Annotated in this window: 17 protein-coding genes; 5 read left to right on the top strand and 12 right to left on the bottom strand. The window is 72.2% G+C overall.

Annotation, left to right across the window (positions count from 1 at the left end; all coding sequences use genetic code 11):
• Nucleotides 1–66: 66 nt before the first annotated feature.
• Nucleotides 67–1,890: an acetyl/propionyl/methylcrotonyl-CoA carboxylase subunit alpha gene (locus tag C7S10_RS07670; protein WP_165807079.1), complete on the top strand. Its 1,824-nt coding sequence runs from the start codon at nucleotides 67–69 to the stop codon at nucleotides 1,888–1,890.
• Here the strand turns inward: C7S10_RS07670 and C7S10_RS07665 are convergent.
• Nucleotides 1,887–2,588 carry a TetR/AcrR family transcriptional regulator gene (locus C7S10_RS07665; RefSeq protein WP_108343798.1) on the bottom strand — a complete coding sequence of 234 codons (702 nt, stop codon included), beginning with the start codon at nucleotides 2,586–2,588 and terminating at the stop codon, nucleotides 1,887–1,889. The two genes, C7S10_RS07670 and C7S10_RS07665, sit on opposite strands and share 4 nt — an antisense overlap.
• A gap of 126 nt (nucleotides 2,589–2,714) precedes the next feature.
• Here C7S10_RS07665 and C7S10_RS07660 point away from each other — a divergent pair, with 126 nt between their 5' ends.
• Entirely contained in the window at nucleotides 2,715–3,653 is a 939-nt protein-coding gene (locus C7S10_RS07660; RefSeq protein ID WP_108343797.1) for an NAD-dependent epimerase/dehydratase family protein, read from the top strand.
• On the opposite strand, the gene C7S10_RS07655 is transcribed toward C7S10_RS07660, so the two are convergent.
• The 5 genes from C7S10_RS07655 to C7S10_RS07635 all read right to left on the bottom strand — a co-directional run bounded on the left by C7S10_RS07655 (nucleotide 3,650) and on the right by C7S10_RS07635 (nucleotide 7,939).
• Nucleotides 3,650–4,444 carry a COG4705 family protein gene (locus C7S10_RS07655; protein WP_108343796.1) on the bottom strand — a complete coding sequence of 265 codons (795 nt, stop codon included), beginning with the start codon at nucleotides 4,442–4,444 and terminating at the stop codon, nucleotides 3,650–3,652. The genes C7S10_RS07660 and C7S10_RS07655 overlap by 4 nt on opposite strands.
• Nucleotides 4,445–4,498: 54 nt before the next feature.
• The gene (locus C7S10_RS07650) at nucleotides 4,499–5,812 is read right to left on the bottom strand and encodes a sensor histidine kinase (RefSeq protein WP_165807078.1); all 1,314 of its coding nucleotides are present in this window, start codon (nucleotides 5,810–5,812) and stop codon (nucleotides 4,499–4,501) included.
• Nucleotides 5,802–6,461 (bottom strand): response regulator transcription factor, encoded by a 660-nt coding sequence (locus tag C7S10_RS07645; protein WP_108343794.1) that lies wholly within the window; start codon nucleotides 6,459–6,461, stop codon nucleotides 5,802–5,804. Before C7S10_RS07645 ends, C7S10_RS07650 begins: the two co-directional genes overlap by 11 nt.
• Nucleotides 6,462–6,477: 16 nt before the next feature.
• A complete protein-coding gene (locus tag C7S10_RS07640; protein WP_108343793.1) occupies nucleotides 6,478–6,951 on the bottom strand; it encodes a DUF2231 domain-containing protein in 474 nt (157 codons plus the stop codon).
• 64 nt (nucleotides 6,952–7,015) lie between these two features.
• Nucleotides 7,016–7,939, bottom strand: a complete 924-nt coding sequence (locus C7S10_RS07635) for an SGNH/GDSL hydrolase family protein (RefSeq protein WP_108343792.1) — start codon at nucleotides 7,937–7,939, stop codon at nucleotides 7,016–7,018.
• Nucleotides 7,940–8,014: 75 nt separating this feature from the next.
• Between C7S10_RS07635 and C7S10_RS07630 the strand changes: the two genes are divergently transcribed.
• Together C7S10_RS07630 and C7S10_RS07625 are read left to right on the top strand one after the other, a co-directional pair.
• Nucleotides 8,015–8,638, top strand: a complete 624-nt coding sequence (locus tag C7S10_RS07630) for a TetR/AcrR family transcriptional regulator (protein WP_108343791.1) — start codon at nucleotides 8,015–8,017, stop codon at nucleotides 8,636–8,638.
• Nucleotides 8,635–10,290 carry an FAD-binding dehydrogenase gene (locus C7S10_RS07625; RefSeq protein ID WP_108343790.1) on the top strand — a complete coding sequence of 552 codons (1,656 nt, stop codon included), beginning with the start codon at nucleotides 8,635–8,637 and terminating at the stop codon, nucleotides 10,288–10,290. Before C7S10_RS07630 ends, C7S10_RS07625 begins: the two co-directional genes overlap by 4 nt.
• Nucleotides 10,291–10,312: 22 nt before the next feature.
• Here C7S10_RS07625 and C7S10_RS07620 read toward each other — a convergent pair whose 3' ends face one another.
• Nucleotides 10,313–10,756 carry a hypothetical protein gene (locus C7S10_RS07620; RefSeq protein ID WP_108343789.1) on the bottom strand — a complete coding sequence of 148 codons (444 nt, stop codon included), beginning with the start codon at nucleotides 10,754–10,756 and terminating at the stop codon, nucleotides 10,313–10,315.
• Between the two features lie 120 nt (nucleotides 10,757–10,876).
• On the opposite strand from C7S10_RS07620, the gene C7S10_RS07615 reads away from it, so the two are divergent.
• Nucleotides 10,877–14,254 carry a pyruvate carboxylase gene (locus tag C7S10_RS07615; RefSeq protein ID WP_108343788.1) on the top strand — a complete coding sequence of 1,126 codons (3,378 nt, stop codon included), beginning with the start codon at nucleotides 10,877–10,879 and terminating at the stop codon, nucleotides 14,252–14,254.
• On the opposite strand, the gene C7S10_RS07610 is transcribed toward C7S10_RS07615, so the two are convergent.
• Genes C7S10_RS07610 through C7S10_RS07590 form a run of 5 tightly spaced genes read right to left on the bottom strand, consistent with a single transcriptional unit; the run spans nucleotide 14,251 to nucleotide 19,494 of the window.
• The gene (locus tag C7S10_RS07610) at nucleotides 14,251–14,703 is read right to left on the bottom strand and encodes a thioesterase family protein (protein ID WP_108343787.1); all 453 of its coding nucleotides are present in this window, start codon (nucleotides 14,701–14,703) and stop codon (nucleotides 14,251–14,253) included. The genes C7S10_RS07615 and C7S10_RS07610 overlap by 4 nt on opposite strands.
• Complete coding sequence (locus tag C7S10_RS07605; protein WP_108343786.1) at nucleotides 14,700–15,644, bottom strand: 3-hydroxyacyl-CoA dehydrogenase NAD-binding domain-containing protein; 945 nt, start codon at nucleotides 15,642–15,644, stop codon at nucleotides 14,700–14,702. The genes C7S10_RS07610 and C7S10_RS07605 overlap by 4 nt, the downstream gene beginning before the upstream one ends.
• The gene (locus tag C7S10_RS07600; protein WP_207769280.1) at nucleotides 15,641–16,525 is read right to left on the bottom strand and encodes a beta-keto acid cleavage family enzyme; all 885 of its coding nucleotides are present in this window, start codon (nucleotides 16,523–16,525) and stop codon (nucleotides 15,641–15,643) included. Before C7S10_RS07600 ends, C7S10_RS07605 begins: the two co-directional genes overlap by 4 nt.
• A complete protein-coding gene (locus C7S10_RS07595) occupies nucleotides 16,522–17,682 on the bottom strand; it encodes a serine hydrolase domain-containing protein (protein ID WP_108343785.1) in 1,161 nt (386 codons plus the stop codon). Before C7S10_RS07595 ends, C7S10_RS07600 begins: the two co-directional genes overlap by 4 nt.
• Nucleotides 17,683–17,688: 6 nt before the next feature.
• Entirely contained in the window at nucleotides 17,689–19,494 is a 1,806-nt protein-coding gene (locus tag C7S10_RS07590; RefSeq protein WP_108343784.1) for an ABC transporter ATP-binding protein, read from the bottom strand.
• Nucleotide 19,495 lies beyond the last annotated feature (1 nt).

The raw sequence follows: 19,495 nt of genomic DNA, 5'->3' as shown, positions 1-19,495 counted from the left end.
CACCTCGGTCGGCCCCGCGCGAGGGGAGCGATAGTCTCCGCACGGAAGCAGTCGAGGAAGCCGGGAGTGAAAAACGTGGCCGACCACCAGTCCGACCAGCCGTCCGTTCAGCAGGGACTGCAGAAGGTCCTCATCGCCAACCGCGGCGAGATCGCCGTGCGCGTCATCCGCGCCTGCAAGGACGCCGGCATCGGCAGCGTCGCGGTCTATGCCGACCCCGACCGCGACGCCCAGTTCGTCCGGCTGGCCGACGAGGCGCACGCGCTCGGCGGCGCCACCCCCGCCGAGACCTACCTCGACATCGCCAAGATCATCGCGATCGCCGAGAAGTCCGGCGCCGACAGCATCCACCCGGGCTACGGCTTCCTCGCCGAGAACGCCGACTTCGCCCAGGCCGTCATCGACGCCGGGCTGATCTGGATCGGCCCGCCGCCCGCCGCGATCGAGGCGCTGGGCGACAAGGCCAAGGCCAAGCACATCGCCGACCGCGCCAACGCCCCGCTCGCGCCCGGCACCAAGGACCCGGTCGCCGACGCGGACGAGGTCGTCGAGTTCGCCAAGGCCAACGGCCTCCCGGTCGCGATCAAGGCCGTCTTCGGCGGCGGTGGCCGCGGCCTCAAGGTGGCCCGCACGCTCGAGGAGATCCCGGACGCCTACGAGTCCGCGGTCCGCGAGGCCGTCACCGCGTTCGGCCGCGGGGAGTGCCTGGTCGAGAAGTTCCTCGACAAGCCGCGACACGTCGAGACCCAGTGCCTGGCCGACCAGCACGGCAACGTCGTGGTCGTCTCCACCCGCGACTGCTCGCTCCAGCGCCGCAACCAGAAGCTCGTCGAGGAGGCTCCCGCGCCGTTCCTGACCGACGAGCAGCTGAGCGAGCTCTACGAGTCGTCCAAGCGGATCCTCAAGGAGGCCGGCTACTACGGCGCCGGCACCTGCGAGTTCCTCGTCGCCCAGGACGGCACCATCTCGTTCCTCGAGGTCAACACCCGCCTCCAGGTGGAGCACTGCGTCTCCGAGGAGGTCACCGGCATCGACCTCGTGCGCGAGATGTTCCGCATCGCCGCTGGCGAGGAGCTCGGCTACGACGACCCCGAGATCCGCGGCCACTCCATCGAGTACCGCATCAACGCCGAGGACGGCGGCCGCAACTTCATGCCCGCGCCCGGCACCCTCTCCGCGTGGGCCCCGCCGAGCGGACCCGGCGTGCGCCTCGACGGCGGATACGTGAACGGCGAGACCATCCCCGGCTCGTTCGACTCCCTGATCGCCAAGCTCATCGTCACCGGCACCACGCGCACCCAGGCGCTCGAGCGCTCGCGCCGCGCCCTCGACGAGTTCGTCGTCGACGGGATGCCCACCGTCATCCCGTTCCACCGCGCGGTCGTCTCCGACCCGGCCTACGTCGGCCCCTCCACCCCGTCCGGCGAGGGCGAGTTCACCGTCTACACCCAGTGGATCGAGACCGAGTTCGACAACCAGCTCGAGCCCTACGCCGGCGACTCGGCCGAGGCCGAGGAGGCGGGCGAGCGCCAGACCGTCACCGTCGAGGTCGGGGGTCGTCGCCTCGAGGTCGTGCTGCCGGCCGGGCTGGGCGGGATCTCCGCCGGCGGCGGCGCTGCCGGCGGGGCCAAGAAGCCCAAGCGGGCAGCCAAGAAGGCCGGCGCCGCGGCGTCCGGAGACTCCGTCACCTCGCCCATGCAGGGCACCATCGTCAAGGTCGCCGTGGAGGAGGGCCAGAGCGTCGCCGAGGGCGACGTCGTCGTCGTCCTCGAGGCGATGAAGATGGAGCAGCCGCTCAAGGCCCACAAGGCCGGCACCGTCACCGGCCTGCAGGCCGAGGTCGGCGCGACGGTCACCAACGGCGCGGTGATCTGCGAGCTGAAGGACTAACCCAGGCCGACGACCTCCTCGAGCACCCGCAGGTGGTGCTCGAAGAGGTCACCCGGCTGGGTGAGGGTGTCGGCGCCGTACTGCCCGAACACCTCGAAGCTGATGCAGCCGAACACCGCGGCCCACATCAGCATCCCGCGCGCGACCAGCGCGTCGGGGGCCGTGATGCCGGCCTCCCGGCGGATGCGCGCGAGGTCGCGGCTCAGCCGTCGTGGCGCGATCGCGCCCTCGTCGACCCGCAGGCTGCCGTCGAGCCACGCGGCCTCCCAGATCGCGATCAGCGCGCCGATCACCCGCGTCCCCGGACCGGTCGTGCGCTCCGACGGTGCGTGGTAGCCGGGCACCGGGCTGCCGAAGAGCAGGGCGTACGTCGCCGGCTCGGCCAGCGCCCAGGCACGCACCGCCCGTCCGACGGCCCGGAGACGGCCGGCGTGGTCGCCCTCGGGGACCACGGCGACCGCGGCATCCACCGCGTCGCCCAGCTCGTCGTAGCCGTCGATGACCAGGAGCGTCAGCAGCTCGTCACGGCTCTCGACGTAGCGATACACCGCTGACGACACCAACCCGATGTCGCGGGCGATCGCGCGCAGCGAGAGCGCGGCCGCGCCATCGGTCGCCAGGTGTGTGCGGCCGACGCGCACGATGTCGCGCATCGTCTGCTCGCGGGCTCGCGCGCGGGGCGTCGTGGGGTTGCTCATGCACCCGATCCTGACACAGATGAGTGCGCCAGTCACTGAAGAGAGCACTGCTCTTGCTTTTCGCGTTGCGACAGTTCATGCTGAGCGAAACGAGAGCACTGCTCTCCCAACCCGCGAGGAGTCACCATGAGCACCGTCCACGTCGTCACCGGAGCCGGCCCCGTCGGCTCGACAGTCGCCCTGCAGCTGGCTGAGGCCGGCCAGCAGGTGCGACTCCTGACCCGCTCGGGCAGCGGACCCGAGCACCCGCAGATCGAGCGCCGTCGGGTGGACGTCTCCCGCCTCGACCAGCTCGAGGCCGCGTTCGCCGGGGCATCGGTCGTGCACCACTGCATCCACGGGTCGGCGTACGACGCCCGGGTGTGGCGCGCGGAGCTGCCCGCGGCCGAGAAGGCGGTGCTCGAGGCCGCCGGCCGCGTCGGCGCGGTCGTGGTCTTCCCCGAGAGCCTCTACTCCTACGGTCTCGTCGACGGCCCGATCACCGAGGACCTCCCCCGCGCGGCCTCGACCGGCAAGCTGGGGGTCCGGACCGAGCTGCTGGCCCAGCGGGACGCCTCCCCCACCGCGACCGTCAACGTGGCGGCGTCCGACTTCTACGGCCCGCGGGTGCTGATGGCGCACGCCGGCGACCGGATGATCCCGACCGTGCTGGCCGGGAAGACGATGCGCGTGGTCGGCAGCCTCGACCAGCCGCACTCGTTCACCTACGTCCCCGACCTCGCCACCGCGATGATCCTGGCGGCGGCCACCCCGAGGCTGCACAACTCGTTCCTGCACGCGCCGACCGCGCCCGCCGTCACCCAGCGCCAGCTCGTCGAGCGGGTGGCCGACGCGGCTGGGGTCGCCGTGCCGAAGATGTCGGCCATCCCGACCTGGGCGATGAAGGCGATGGGGGTCGCGGCGCGCAGCATGAAGGAGATGTCGGAAACGGCCTACCAGTTCGACAAGCCGTTCGTCCTCGACTCGAGTGCCAGCGAGGCGCGGCTCGGTCTCTCCCCCACGCCGATGGACATCGGCCTCAAGGAGACCGTCGCCTGGTGGCGGGACAGGATCGCCGCGGACTAGGAGCCGGCCGCGCGGGCCTCGGCCTCGACACGGTCGACCGAGGACACGGTGAGGTAGACGACCGTGGCCAGGATCGTGGCCAGGAAGACGATGCTGGTGACCAGCGTGCCGAGCCCGAGACCGCCGTCGGAGCGGCCCGTTGCGAGGAAGTCGCCGATGTTGGCCCCGAGCGGGCGGGTCAGGACGTAGGCGAGCCAGAAGGAGAGGACCGGGCCGAGGCCGGCGCGCCAGGCGACCAGCACGGCGAGGATCAGGCCGGCAGGCAGGAGGATCGCCGCGCCCGGCGACCAGCCGGTGAGGTCGAGGGTCCAGTCGCCGAGGGCCGTGCCGAGCGCGAAGGTCACCAGCACGACCACCCAGTACCAGCCCTCGCGGGCGGCGGTGTTGATGGAGTGGATCGACAGCGTCCCCTCACGGGCGTACCACGCGGCGAAGACGCCCCCCAGCAGCAACGCGAACACCGTCGAGCTCAGCCACAGGGGCACGCCGCGGGCGTCGGTGAGGTTGTCGGTGAGCAGGGTGCCGACCACGCTGACCAGGACCACCACGAGCCAGTAGGGGCCGGGAACGTAGCGGCGGGCCCGGAACTGGAGGCCCAGCGCGACGACCAGCGCCAGCCCGAAGGCGAGCGTCGTGTTGGTCAGCCCGAAGCCGAGTGTCTCGTTGACGTAGTCGGCGAAGCTCTCACCGACGGTCGTGCAGAGGATCTTGATCACCCAGAAGAACACGGTGACCTCGGGCACCCTGTTCAGCAGCGGCGCGACACGGATGCGGTGGCTGGAGGTCGTCATGGGCTCAGGATCGGGCGCGCAACCTGACTGTCACCTGACTGCGGTCGTCGCCCCTCAGGCCCGCGGGAGCTCGATGACGAAGCGGCTGCCGACGTCACGGCGCTCGAGCCGGACGTCGCCGCCCGCGCTGCGGGCGATCCGCCGGGCGAGCGGCAGGCCCAGGCCGGACCCCGCGTGACCCCCGCTCGTGTGACCGGCCTCGAAGATCCGCTCGACGTCGTCCGGTCCCACTCCGGGGCCGTCGTCGTCGACGAGGACCGCGACGTAGCCGGGGCGGGCGTGACCGACGGTGATCGTGACGTGGTCGGCGATCCGGACGGCGTTGTCCACCACCGGCCCGATGGCCCGGACGACCAGGCTCTCGGGCATGCCGATCGTGGCGTCGACGTCGCCGATCGCGACGTCGGCGTGCCGCTCGGTCACGTGCTCGACGGCGGAGCGCAGGTGCGAGACCGATACGGCGGCCATGCTCGAGGTCGAGCGTGCCAGCTCGAGCAGGCCCGTGATCGTCTCACCCATCCGGCGCGTGCCGACCAGGATCTCCTCGACGTCGTCACGCAGGTCGTCGTCGAGGTCCGGTCGCATCAGCATCAGCCCCGCCGTCCCCTGGACGGCCGTGAGCGGGGTCCGCAGCTCGTGGGCCAGCTCCGAGGTCAGCCGCTGCTCGGACCGGATCGCGGCCGACACCTTGTCCAGCAGCCCGTCGAGGGTGCCGCCGAGCGCGGTGATCTCGTTGGTCGGGGCACCGAGGTCGAAGCGTCGGCCGAGGTCGCGCTCGCTCCACTGCGAGGCGGTCGCGGCCATCCGCCCGACCGGACGCAGCGCCCGTCGACTCACCCACGCGGCCAGCAGTGCGGAGGCGAGGACGGCCAGCAGCCCGGTGCCGATGCTGACGGCCAGGGCGTAGCGCTCGGCCTCCTCGTACGGCGCCAGCCGCTCGGTCACCACCACGACACCACGCACGCCCGACGCGAGGGTGAAGGGCTGGGCACGGACGCGGTCGCTGTCGTCGATCTCGCGGGTCACGGTCGGCTCGGTGGTCCGGCTGAGCTCGTCGTAGACGTCGGCGAACGCGCTGGGGACGGCACCGCCCACCAGGGCACCAGCGTCGTCGTACACCGCGACACCCGCCTGGAGGGCCGAGGCGGGGACCACGATCGTCGAGCCCGTCGAGGCCCCGCGGACCGCCGTCGCAACGTTGTCGCAACGATCGCGGAGCACCTGGTTGACCGAGTCGGTGGACGTCTGGCCCAGCAGCAGCTGGACGAGCAGGGTGAGCAGGACGGCGGCGACCGCGGTCACCGCCGCGCTCAGCCCGACCAGCTGGCGACGCAGGGACCCGGCGCCTCCGGAGGCCTCAGACGACACGGAACCCCACACCGCGCACCGTCTCGATCCCGACCGGCGAGGAGACGGACTCGAGCTTGCTGCGCAGGCGTCGGATGAACGAGTCGATCGTGTTCTCGCTGACGGACGCGCCGTCGGGCCAGGCGGCCGCCACCACGCTGCGCCGGCGCACGACCTCGCCGGGACGTGAGGTGATCGCCGCCAGCATGCGGAACTCGGTGGGCGTGAGGCGGACCTCGCCGGCCGGCGAGCGAACGCTGTGCGTGACCGGGTCGAGCAGCAGCCCGGTCGTCCCGACGCTCACCGGCGCGCGACGCCCGAGCACGTCCAGTCGGGCCAGGAGCTCCTTGACGTCGAAGGGCTTCGACACGTAGTCGTCGCCGCCGGCGTGGAAGCCCGACAGCTTGTCGTGCATGTCACCCAGGGCCGAAAGGAAGAGGACGGGCGCGTGCTGCCCCGCCGACTTGAGCGCCTGGCAGACGTCGCGGCCGTCCGCGTCGGGAAGTCCGATGTCCATGATGACGACGTCCAGGGCCGCGTCGGCGCCGAACAGCCGCAGCGCCTCCGCGCCGGTGTGCGCGACGACCGACTCGTGCCCGGCGTAGCGCAGGCTCTGGGTGATCACCCGCCGGATGGCGGGGTCGTCCTCGCAGACTCCGACCGTCAGCACGTGATCACCGACTCCCTCACTTCCCGGCGGTCGTGCCGGCGTCCGACCAGGCGGCCCGCGCCCCGGAGTCGCCGACCCGGTAGACCTGCACGGCCGAGGCGAGTGCCGCGACCACGACGAGTGCCGCCACCACGTTCAGGAGGGTACGCGAGCCCACCGGTGCGCCGGGGCGACCTCGCCGCCACTCCAGCCACACCAGGGCGGCACTGAGCAGGAGCAGCGGCACCGCGAACCAGATCAGCTGGTCACCGAGCTCGGCGTGCCGCCCCGGGTCGCCGACGCGACGCTCGAGCGCCTCGCCGCTGGACGTCGCAACGGGGATGAGCGCAGTGGACAACGCTGCGGCGGCGACGACGAGCGGTCCGAAGCGCAGACGCCAGGCCGGCCGGGCGACGATGGCGATCGTGCCGAGGGTCGCGAGCGGCAGCAGCACCACCACCGCGTGGACGACGAGCGGGTGGAGCGGGATTCCGTCGATCAGGTCGAACACCTGAGGCCTCCTGAGGTCGGTGTGCGACCAGCCTCGTCCGGTGAACCTGCCGACAACCTGACCGTCAGTTGCGCACGATCGCGTCCCGCGGCGGCGTCGCGCGCTCGCTCGCGGGCGCGTCGTCGCCCGACACGGCCTTGAAGACCTCGGCGGCCACGCCACGCATCCCGGCCAGCATCGGGTGGAACGGCGCCGCGATGCCGAGCTTCAGCTCGGGGCCGTTGATCCAGGCGTCGTCTCCCGCGCAGACGTCGTGCCCCTCCGAGATCGAGTCGACATCGACGTACGACGCCCCGGCAGCCTCCGCCCCCGCCTTCAGCGAGGCGTTGAGGTCGGCGGCGATGCCGGCCGCCGCGGCGAGCTGGTCGGGCGGCAGCGGGACGGCCGGGCAGGTCGTGTCGGTGGGCAGGACGTGGGGATAGCCGACGACGTAGACCTCGGCCTCGGGGGCACGCTCCGCGACGGCTTGCACGGCGCCCGCCACCCGCTGCTCCACCCGGCCGGCGTCGCGCGCGAGCCGCTGCTCGAGCCGGGGCGAGCAGCCGTCGATGCAGGAGAGCAGCGTGGAGAAGATGCTGAAGTCGTTGCCGCCGATGCCCAGCGTCACCAGGTCGGTCTCGGCCGAGAGCGCATCGAGCTGCGGCGCGACCCGCTTGCCGTCAGCCGTCGTCTGGCGCCGGGTCAGGTCGCGGGTGTCGGCGCCCGAGCAGGTGACGTCGGTGTAGGTGTCGACCGAGAGCCAGCCGGCCACGAACGCCGGGTAGTTGTCGGTGGAGCGGACGCAGCCCGAGGGGTCGGAGCGGATCGTGGTGACCAGCGGGCCGGCGCTGTAGGAGTCACCCATCGCGACGTAGTCGATGCCCGCCGGAAGGTCGCCGAAGGTGCGCGGCTCCAGCATCTCGGCGTTGCTGCTGTCAGAGCACGCCGCGAGCGGGAGGACGAGCACCGCGAGGGCGGCGGCCAGCCGGCCGCGGGAGGGGTAGCGCATCCGGCGATTCTGTCACCCGGTTCCTCATCCGCCAACTTAGAGAGCATTCACTATCTAAGTGCTAGTCTCCCGCTCATGACCACCACGACCGTGACTGCGAGCACCGGCCGCCGCAGCCAGGCGGAGCGCCGCGAGGAGACGATCAGCCGCCTCCTCGACGCCGTCGAGGTCGTGGTCGACGCGGCGGGCTACGCCCACACCACGGTGGCGGCCGTGTGCGAGGAGGCGGGGCTCAGCCAGGGCGCACTGTTCCGGCACTTCCCCCACCGTCGTGCCCTGCTGGTCGCGACCGCCGAGCGGGTCGCGGAGCGTCAGACCGACGAGTTCGCCGCGCAGTTCGCGGGCGTGACGCTGAGCGCCGAGACGGTGCACGACGCGCTGCTCGCCCTGCGCCGGCTCGTCCGCTCGCGCTCCAACCAGGTCTGGCACGAGCTCGTCCGCGCCGCACGCACCGACGCCGAGCTCCGCGCCGACCTCGAGCCCGCCCTGCGCGACTACCACCGGCGCACGGCGCTGGCGGCCAGCACCTTCGCCGGCGACCTGTGGAGCGAGGACGTCCAGGCCGTGCTCCGCGTCGTCATCAGCTACCTCGACGGCGAGAACGCCGTCGCCCAGGTCCAGCCCGACCCCCGACGCGACGACGCCACCCTGCGCCTGCTCGCCGACCTCGCCCAACCCCTCTTCAAGGAGACGTCGTGACGCCTGACGCCATCGTCGTCGGAGCCGGCATCGCCGGCCTCGTCGCCACCCACGAGCTCGTGCTGGCCGGCAAGTCGGTCCTCCTGCTCGACCAGGAGAACCGCAACAACCTCGGTGGGCAGGCGTTCTGGTCCCTCGGTGGGCTGTTCCTCGTCGACTCCCCCGAGCAGCGCCGCATGGGCATCAAGGACTCCCCCGAGCTCGCGCTCCAGGACTGGCTCGGGTCGGCCGGCTTCGACCGGCTCGAGGACGAGGACGTCTGGGGCGAGCGCTGGGCCAAGGCGTACGTCGAGTGGGCGGCCACCGAGAAGCGCGACTACCTCCACGCGCTGGGCCTGCGCCTGCTGCCGCTCGTCGGCTGGGCCGAGCGCGGCGGCACCGCCGAGGGCCACGGCAACTCCGTGCCCCGCTTCCACCTCACCTGGGGCACCGGGCCCGAGGTCGTCCGCGTCTTCGCAGAGCCGGTGCTCGAGGGCGAGCAGAAGGGCCTCGTCGAGCTCGGCCTGCGGCACCGTGTCGACGAGCTCGTCGTCGAGGACGGGGCCGTCGTCGGCGTACGCGGCGCGATCCTCGCCCCCGACGACGACCTGCCGCGCGGCGAGAAGTCGTCGCGCGAGGAGGTCGACACCTTCGAGCTGCGTGCGCCCGCGGTGATCGTCACCAGCGGCGGCATCGGCCACAACTACGACCTGATCCGCAAGCACTGGCCCACCGACCGCCTCGGCCCGGCCCCCGAGCACCTGATCGCCGGCGTGCCGGCCCACGTCGACGGTCGGATGCTGCAGATCAGCGAGGACGCCGGCGCGGCGATCGTCAACCGCGACCGGCTCTGGGCCTACACCGAGGGCATCCACAACTGGGACCCGATCTGGCCCGACCACGGCATCCGGATCCTGCCCGGCCCGTCGTCGCTGTGGCTGGACGCCACCGGCCACCGGCTGCCCGCTCCCTGCTTCCCCGGCTTCGACACGATGGGCACGATGAAGGCCATCCTGGCCGGCGGCCACGACTACTCGTGGTTCGTGCTGACCCAGAAGGTGATCGAGAAGGAGTTCGCCCTCTCCGGCTCCGAGCAGAACCCCGACATCACCGGCAAGGACGTGAAGTTCCTGCTCCGCAGCCGGCTCGCCAAGGGCGCGCCCGGCCCCGTCGAGGCGTTCAAGGAGCACGGCGAGGACTTCGTCGTCGCCGACACCATCGAGGACCTCGTCGCGGGGATGAACAAGATCGCCCGCGGACCCGAGCTCGACGTCGAGCAGGTCCGCCGCCTGGTCGAGGCCCGCGACCGCGAGCTCGGCAACGAGTTCTCCAAGGACCTCCAGCTGATGGCGATCGCCAACGCCCGGCGCTCGCGCACCGACAAGCTGGTGCGGGTCGCCAAGCCGCACGCGTTCCTCGACCCCGACAACGGCCCGCTCATCGCCGTACGCCTCAACATCCTGACCCGCAAGACGCTCGGCGGCCTGCAGACCGACCTCGACTCGCGCGTGCTCGACACCTCGGGCACGACGATCCCGGGCCTGTACGCCGCGGGCGAGGTCGCCGGCTTCGGCGGCGGCGGGGTCCACGGCTACAACGCGCTGGAGGGCACGTTCCTCGGCGGCTGCATCTTCTCGGGGCGGGCCGCCGGCCGCGCGGTCGCGGCGGGCTGAGCCACGGGCTGAGCCACGGCGCTCAGTCGCCCTCCGCGAAGGACCAGTGGTCCTCGTCGGTCTCCACGACCGGTCCGAACAGCCCGGAGCCCAGGCCGTCCGACTCCGTCCTGGCCAGGATCTGGCCCGAGGCGTCGGGCTCGACCCGCACCTCGAAGCGCAGGATGCCGTCGCCGTCGGTGGCGACCTCCTGCTCGCCCGGCGCCACCTCGACCCCGTCAGGGGCGGTCACCGAGACCGTGCCGCCGACCTCCGGGTCGATGCACACGTAGAGATCGGCCGCCTCGTCGTAGGCGTGGTCGTCCTCGAGCCAGTGCATCGCGCTGGGGAACTGGAGGTCGTCGCCGCGTGAGTCGGGACCGTGGTTGCACTCGGCGAGGTCGGTTGGCACGACGACGTCGTCCCCGCCGCAACCGAGGAGGCCGAGGCACAGCGCGACGAGCACGGGCGCGACGCATCGACTCATGCCCCATGCTGACACGCCGAGCGGACGCGCGCGGTCGTTCAGCGGGACACGAGCCGGGGTCGACGACCGACCTGCGGACGCGTGTGATCCAGCCCACGCGACGTCGCTAGCGTTCTCACCATGTTCTCCAAGGTGCTCGTCGCCAACCGTGGCGAGATTGCGATCCGAGCGTTCCGTGCCGCCTACGAGGTCGGGGCCCGCACGGTCGCGGTCTTTCCCTACGAGGACCGGGGCTCCGAGCACCGGTTGAAGGCCGACGAGGCCTACGAGATCGGCGAGCGCGGCCACCCGGTGCGGGCCTACCTCGACCCCGACGCGATCGTCGCGGTCGCCCTGCGTGCCGGGGCCGACGCGGTCTATCCGGGTTACGGCTTCCTCTCGGAGAACCCGGCACTGGCCGAGGCGTGCGCGAACGCCGGCATCACCTTCGTCGGCCCCACCGCCGACGTGCTCACGCTGACGGGCAACAAGGCCCGCGCGATCGCAGCCGCCAAGGCGGCGGGCGTGCCGACGCTGCAGAGCGTCGACCCGGGCACGGACGTCGACGCGCTGGTGGCCGCCGCGGAGGCGATCCCGGCGCCGTTGTTCGTCAAGGCGGTCGCCGGTGGCGGCGGGCGGGGCATGCGTCGCGTCGACGACCGGTCCCAGCTGCGCGAGGCCATCGAGACCTGCATGCGCGAGGGCGAGGGCGCCTTCGGCGACCCGACCGTGTTCATCGAGCAGGCCGTCGTCGACCCGCGCCACATCGAGGTGCAGATCCTCGCCGACGCCGAGGGCAACGTGATGCACCTCTTCGAGCGCGACTGCTCGGTGCAGCGGCGCCACCAGAAGGTCGTGGAGATCGCCCCCGCCCCCAACCTCGACCCCGAGATCCGCGACCGCATGTGCGCCGACGCCGTGCGCTTCGCCACCGAGATCGGCTACCGCAACGCCGGCACCGTGGAGTTCCTCCTCGACCGGGACGGCAACTACGTCTTCATCGAGATGAACCCGCGCATCCAGGTCGAGCACACCGTGACCGAGGAGGTCACCGACGTCGACCTCGTGCAGTCGCAGCTGTTGATCGCCGCCGGCGCGACCCTCGCCGACCTCGGCCTCTCGCAGGAGACCGTGAGCGTGCGCGGCGCGGCCCTGCAGTGCCGCATCACCACCGAGGACCCCGCCAACGGCTTCCGTCCCGACACCGGCAAGATCACGACCTACCGCTCCCCCGGCGGTGGTGGCGTGCGCCTCGACGGCGGCACGACCTACACCGGCGCCGAGGTGAGCGCCCACTTCGACTCGATGCTGGCCAAGCTCACCTGCCGCGGCCGCACGTTCGAGAAGGCCGTCGAGAAGGCGCGCCGCGCCGTCGCGGAGTTCCGCATCCGCGGCGTCTCCACCAACATCGCCTTCCTCCAGGCCGTGCTCGACGACCCGGACTTCGCGGCGGGTCGCGTCACCACGTCCTTCATCGAGGACCACCCGCAGCTCCTGTCCGCCCGGGCCTCGGGCGACCTGAGCAGCAAGCTGCTCACCTACCTCGCCGACGTGACCGTCAACCAGCCCCACGGACCGGCACCGGTGCGCATCGACCCCGCCACCAAGCTGCCCGCCATCGAGCTCGGCGTGCCCGCTCCCGACGGCACGCGACAGCTGCTCCTCCAGGTCGGGCCCGAGGAGTTCGCCCGCCGGCTGCGCGCCCAGGACTCCGTCGCCGTCACCGACACCACCTTCCGCGACGCCCACCAGTCTCTGCTGGCGACCCGGGTCCGGACGCGCGACCTCGTCGCGGTCGCCGGCCACGTGGCCCGCACGACGCCGCAGCTGTGGTCCCTCGAGGCGTGGGGCGGTGCGACGTACGACGTGGCGCTGCGCTTCCTCGCCGAGGACCCGTGGGAGCGGCTGGCCCAGCTGCGCCGGTCGGTCCCGAACATCTGCCTGCAGATGCTGCTGCGCGGCCGCAACACGGTCGGCTACACGCCGTACCCCACCGAGGTCACCGAGGCCTTCGTGCAGGAGGCCGCGACGACCGGCATCGACGTCTTCCGGATCTTCGACGCGCTCAACGACGTCGAGCAGATGCGGCCCGCGATCGAGGCGGTGCGCTCGACCGGGATCGCCGTCGCCGAGGTCGCACTGTGCTACACCGGCGACCTCTCGAACCCCGACGAGAAGCTCTACACCCTGGACTACTACCTCCAGCTGGCCGAGCGGATCGTCGAGGCCGGCGCGCACGTCATCGCCATCAAGGACATGGCCGGCCTGCTTCGCGTGCCTGCCGCGCGGACGCTGGTGACCGCGCTGCGCAGCGAGTTCGACCTGCCGGTGCACCTGCACACCCACGACACCCCGGGCGGCCAGCTCGCGACGCTGCTCGCCGCCATCGAGTCGGGCGTCGACGCGGTCGACGCCGCGTGCGCGTCGATGGCCGGCACCACGTCGCAGCCGGCGCTCTCGGCGCTGGTCTCGGCGACCGACCACGGCCCGCGCGAGACGGGCCTGTCGCTGGCCAGCGTCAACGCGCTCGAGCCCTACTGGGAGGCGATCCGCCGGGTCTACGCGCCCTTCGAGTCGGGCCTGCCCGCGCCGACGGGGCGGGTCTACCGCCACGAGATCCCGGGCGGCCAGCTGTCCAACCTGCGCCAGCAGGCGATCGCGCTGGGGCTCGGCGAGAAGTTCGAGCAGGTCGAGGACATGTACGCCGCGGCCAACGACATCCTCGGCAACGTCGTGAAGGTGACGCCGTCGTCGAAGGTGGTCGGCGACCTCGCGCTGCACCTGGTGGCGGTCGGTGCCGACCCGCGCGCGTTCGAGGAGGACCCCGGTTCCTTCGACATCCCCGACTCGGTCATCGGCTTCCTCAACGGCGAGCTCGGTGACCCGCCCGGCGGCTGGCCCGAGCCGTTCCGCACCAAGGCCCTCGCCGGCCGCACCTGGAAGAAGCCGGCCGTCTCGCTCACGCCCGACCAGTCGTCCGGACTGGCCGGCGACCGCCGCGGGACGCTCAACGAGCTGCTCTTCCCCGGCCCGACCAAGGACTTCCGGGAGTCGCGGGAGACGTACGGCGACCTGTCGGTGCTGCGCACCCTCGACTACCTCTACGGCCTGCGCGCCGGCGAGGAGCACACCGTCTCCATCGGTGAGGGCCGGACCCTGCTGATCGGCCTCGAGGCGATCGGTGAGCCCGACGAGCGCGGCATCCGCACGGTCATGTGCACGATCAACGGCCAGCTCCGCCCGGTGGGTGTGCGCGACCGCAGCGTCGCCTCCGAGGTCGCCGCCGCCGAGCGCGCCGACACCGGCAACCCCGGTCACGTCGCCGCCCCGTTCGACGGTGTCGTCACGGTCGGCGTGAAGGAGGGTGACTCCGTGGAGGCCGGCCAGACGGTGGCGACCATCGAGGCGATGAAGATGGAGGCCTCGATCACCGCGCCCCGCGCGGGGACGGTCTCGCGCGTCGCCGTACCCGGGACGCAGGCGGTCGAGGGCGGCGACCTGGTGCTGGTGCTCGGCTAGCCGGTCGCGGGGTCGGCCAGCGGTCGGATCCGTCCGCTCGCCTCGTCGGGCGGGGCCACGCGGGCCGCCCCGGCAGCTGCGGCGATGTCGTCGGGCATCGGGGCCGAGGCCCCGCCGCGCACGTGCACGCCGAGGACCTCCTCGGTCGCCCGCAACCGGTCGTCCACCCACAGCTCGTGCCAGATCCACAGCAGCTTGCCGCTCACCCCGATCACCGACGACCTGACCTCGAGGTCGGCGCCGGCCGGGACCTCGGCGAGGTAGCGGACGTGGGCCTCGAGCGTGTAGAGCGACGCGTCGTGCGCCTCGCGGTAGGTCGCGTCGATCCCGACCGCGTCCATGACGTTGTCGGTGGCGTGGCCGAAGACCAGCACGTAGTAGGCCTCGGACAGGTGCCCGTTGTAGTCGATCCACGCGTCCTGGACGGGCTCGTTCCACAGGAGGCTCATGCGCGGCCCAGCGCCCGGAGGATCGCCACGACCCCGCGGTCACGCTCGGCGACGAGGTCGTCGATGGAGCGCCCCCCGGCCTCCCGGTCGCAGCCGTCGACCACCGCGTCGCGCAGCTCGGGCGTCAGCTCGGCCGCCTCCAGGCGCGTCCAGGGAGAGAGCAGCGACGGGCCGAAGTGGTCGAGCATGTGGGCCATCCCGCCCTGCCCACCGGCGAGGTGGAAGGTGAGCATCGGCCCGAAGACCGGCCATCGCAGGCCCGGCCCGTCGGTGATCGACAGGTCGATCTGCTCGACGGTCGCCTCCCCGGCGGCCACCATGTGCAGCGCCTCGCGCCACAGCGCCTCCTGCAGCCGGTTGGCGATGAACCCGGGGACCTCGTGCTCCATCGTGATCACCGACTTGCCGGCCAGCCGGAAGAACTCCGAGGTCCACTCGACGACGTCGATCGAGGTGCTCGTGCCGCCCACGACCTCCACGAGGGGGATCAGGTAGGGCGGGTTGAACGGATGGCCGACGACGGTGCGCTCGGGGTGGGCGCACTTCCCCTGCATCTCGCTCATGCCGTAGCCGGAGGTCGAGGAGGAGATCACCACGCCCTCCGGGGTGGCGGCGTCGATGTCGGCCAGCAGCGTCCGCTTGAGCTCGAGGTCCTCCGGCGCGCTCTCCTGGACGAAGTCGGCCTGCGCGCAGGCCGCCGCCAGGTCGGGTTCGAACGTGAGGTTGTCGATGCTCGCGCCCTCGGCGAGCCCGAGGTCGGTGAGCGCCGGCCAGGCCGCCGTCACCAGGTGCCGCAGCCGCTGCTCGCCGTCGGGTGCGGGGTCCCAGGCCACGACGCGGTAGCCCCGGGCCAGGAAGTAGGCGACCCAGCCGCCGCCGATGACCCCGGCGCCGATGCAGACGACGGTGCGGACGTCGCCCGGTGCGGGACGCGCGCTCATCGCTTCGCCAGCTGGAGGATCTCGCGACCCTCGTCCGGCGTGGCGACCTTCGCGCCCATCGCCTCGACGATGGTCCGTGCCTGCTCGACCAGCTGCGCGTTGGTGGCCTTGACCCCCTTGCGGAGGTAGAGGTTGTCCTCGAGGCCCACGCGCACGTGGCCGCCGAGGAGCACCGACTGGGCCACCCACGGCATCTGCATCGGCCCCAGCGCGAAGGACGCCCACACCGCACCCTCGGGCAGCTGGTTGACCATCGCCATCAGGGTCTGGGGATCGGCGGGAGCGCCGTACGGGATGCCCATGCAGAGCTGGTACATCGCCGGCGCGTCGATGAGTCCCTCCTCCACGAGGGTGTTGGCGAACCACAGGTGCCCGGTGTCGAAGATCTCCATCTCCACGCGGACGCCGAGCTCCTGGATCCGCTTCGCGCCCTCCCGGAGCATGTCGGGCGTGCTGACGTAGACCAGGCTGCCCTCGCCGAAGTTGAGGCTGCCGCAGTCGAGCGTGCAGATGTCGGGCCGGAGCTCCTCCACGTGCGGGAGCCGGTCGACGCCGCTGACGAGGTCGGTCCCGTCCAGGAACGTCGTCGGGTCGTGCGGATCGAGGACCAGGTCGCCGCCCATGCCGGCCGTGGTGTTGACGATGACGTCGACGTCGGAGGCCCGGATGCGCTCGACCACCTCGCGATAGAGCGCCACGTCCCGCGACCCCACGCCCGTCTCCGGGTCGCGGACGTGGATGTGCACGATGGTGGCGCCGGCCCTGGCCGCCGCGATGCCCGACTCCGCGATCTGCTCGGGAGTCACCGGCACGTGCTCCGATCGACTGACGGTGTCGCCGGCTCCCGTGAGCGCACAGGTGATCATGACGTTGCGGTTCACTGTCGTTGCTCCTTGGTCGTTGCGGGTGGTGGAGCGGCTGCGTCGAGCAGCGCATGGAGGCCGAGATAGCTGAGGTCGCGCGCCTGCCGGTCGACGAGGGCGTCGTCGTAGGGCCACAGCGAGGTCTTCACCGCCACGACGCCGGTGCGCCGGTCGACCGCGGCGAGCTGCCCGCGGCTGCCGTCGGCGACGACCCTGCGGCCCTCCTCGTCGAGCGGCCACCAGTGGAGGCCGAACCCCGCGTGGGTGGTGATGGTGCTGGGCAGGCGACCGGGGGCGAGGAAGGGGTACGGCGCACGCGCGGCCGCCTCCACCCAGGCGACGTCGAGCAGCCGGGTGCCGAGGTCGTTCGTGCCGTCGACAGCGAGCATGGCCACCCTCGCCCAGTCGCGCGTGGTGGCGGCGAGTCCCCCTCCCGCGAGCGCCACGCCATGGCCGTCGCAGGCGACGGCTGCGTCGTCGGTGCAGCCGAGGTCGCGCCAGAGCAGGGCCAGGTCGTCGGCGTACGCCCGGCCGGTCGCGCGCTCGCGCACCCAGTCGAGCACCTGCGAGTCGGCGGTGTTGTAGGACCACTGGTCGTCCGGGGCACTGCCGCGTCCGACGAGCCGCAGCAGCGCACGCGAGTCGCCGCCGGCACCGAACGCGCCGAGGAGCCGTGGGGCGGGGCTCGCCGGGTCGCGGTGGTCCTCGACCCAGTCCACCCCGCTGGTCATGGTCAGGAGCGAGCGCACCCGCACCCCCTCGTAGCCGGAGCCGACCAGCTCGTCGACGTGCCGCTCCACCGGGTCGTCGAGGTCCAGGACTCCGGCGCCCGCGGCACGCCCGACGAGATGCGCAAGGACCGACTTGGTCATCGAGGCGCCGAGGAACAGCGTGCCGGGTCCCGCCGGGTCGGCGTAGGACTCGTGGACGACGCGGCCCCGCTCGACCACGACCAGCGAGGTCGTCCAGGTCGCCGCGAGCCACTCCTCGAACGTGTGCCACCGTCCGGCACCGGCGACGGACACCGAGACCGGGCGCGGTGCGACCGGCAGCGCCCGCGCGCCGCTGGCCGGCACGACGACGTGACGCCACCCCGGTTCGTGCTGGGGGTCGGTGAACCTCAGGGTCGAGAGCGAGGACCTCGCGACCGACCCCGTGGAGGAGGTGGTCGACATCGGGGTCTAGTCGATCCTCGGGCTGTTGCCGAGCAGCTTGCGGGTGTAGTCCTCCTGCGGGGTGTCCATCACGGTCACGACCGATCCGGCCTCGACGACCCTGCCTGCCTGCAGGATCTGCACCCGCGCCGCGATCGAGCGCACGAGGGCGAGGTTGTGGGTGACGAAGAGCATGCTGATGCCGCGCTCGATCCGCAGCCCCTCCAACAGCTCGACAATCGACCCTTGCACCGAGACGTCGAGGGCCGAGGTGATCTCGTCGCAGATCATCACGTCGGGCTCGGCAGCGAGGGCCCGGGCGATGGCGACGCGTTGACGCTCGCCGCCCGAGAGCCGGCTGGCCTGGTAGTGCAGCATCTGCGGGCCGAGGGCGACCTGGCCCATCAGGTCGACGACCCGGTCGTTCGCGTCCTTGCCCTTGGCCAGGCCGAACAGCTCCATCGGTCGCCGGATGATCTGGGCGATGGTCAGTCGCGGGTTCAGCGAGAGGTAGGGATTCTGGAAGATGTACTGCATCCGCCGGCGGTCCTCGGCGCTGCGCTTGCGAGCGCTCGTGGCGAGCTGGCGGCCCTCGAAGGTGAGGGTGCCGGTCCAGTCCTTGTGGAGTCCGCCGATCGACCGCGAGATCGTGGTCTTGCCGGAGCCGGACTCGCCGACCAGCGCCACCACCTCGCCCTTGGCGAGGTCGAAGGACACGTCGTGGACGACGTGCTTGCGACCGTAGAAGACGTCGAGCCCCTCGACCGAGAGGATCACGTCGCGCGGGCGGTCGGGGTCGGCGTCGGGGACGGTGCCGATGTTGATGTCCCAGGTGCCGATCTCGCCCGCCCGGTGGCAGCGGACCTCATGCTCCGGCGCGATCGTGCGGAGCGCCGGCACCTCCTCGCGGCAGCGGTCGACGGCGAAGGCGCAGCGGTCGTTGAACCGGCAGCCCTCGGGCCGGCGGCCGGGTGAGGGCGTACGTCCCGGGATTCCCTTGAGGGCACGCGCCTGGCTCAGGTGGGGGATGGAGTCGAGGAGCGCGCGGGTGTAGGGGTGCGAGGGGTTGGCGAAGATCGCGTCCCGCGGGCCCAGCTCCGCGATCTGGCCGGCGTACATCACCGCGACCCGGTCGGCGATGTTGGCGACGACGGCGAGGTCGTGGGTGACGTAGAGCGCGCTGACGCCGTGGGCGCGGCAGAGCTCGGCCATCGTGTCGAGCACCATCTTCTGGGTGGTGACGTCGAGGCCGGTCGTCGGCTCGTCGAGCACGAGCACCTTGGGCTTGGGCAGGAACGCCATCGCGAGCGCGACCCGCTGCACCTGGCCACCAGAGAGCTGGTGGGCGTAGCGCCCGAGGAACTCGTCGTCGGTGGGCAGGCCGACCTCGGCCAGGCCGTCGCGGGCCGCCTGCATCCGGGACTGCGCCGTCCCGATACCGCGCAGCTGGTGCAGCTCGACGAGCTGCTTGCCGATGCGGATGCTCGGGTTGAGCGCCGAGGCCGGGTCCTGGGGGACGTAGGCGATCTCCTCGCCGCGGAGCTTGCGGACCTCCTTCCACGGCAGCTCGAGGACGTCGCGATCCTCGAGCAACACCTTGCCCGACGAGATGTGGGCGCCCGCCCGGGAGTAGTTGAGCAGTGAGGTGCCGACCGTGGTCTTGCCGGAGCCGGACTCGCCGACCAGGCCGACGACCTCGCCCGGCCTGAGCACCAGGTCGATGTCGTCGACGACGTCGACGCCCGTGCCGGTGAGGCTGACGCCGAGGTCCTCGATCACGAGCCCGCCGGTCTTGCGCACCTCGTGGCCGGTGCCGGATGTCGTGGTGGTCATG

Origin of the sequence: Nocardioides currus (assembly GCF_003057875.1) — a bacterium.
Classification (GTDB): Bacteria; Actinomycetota; Actinomycetes; order Propionibacteriales; family Nocardioidaceae; genus Nocardioides; species Nocardioides currus.
Note: the sequence above shows the minus strand (reverse complement) of the source record. Positions and strands in the feature narration are given on the sequence as shown.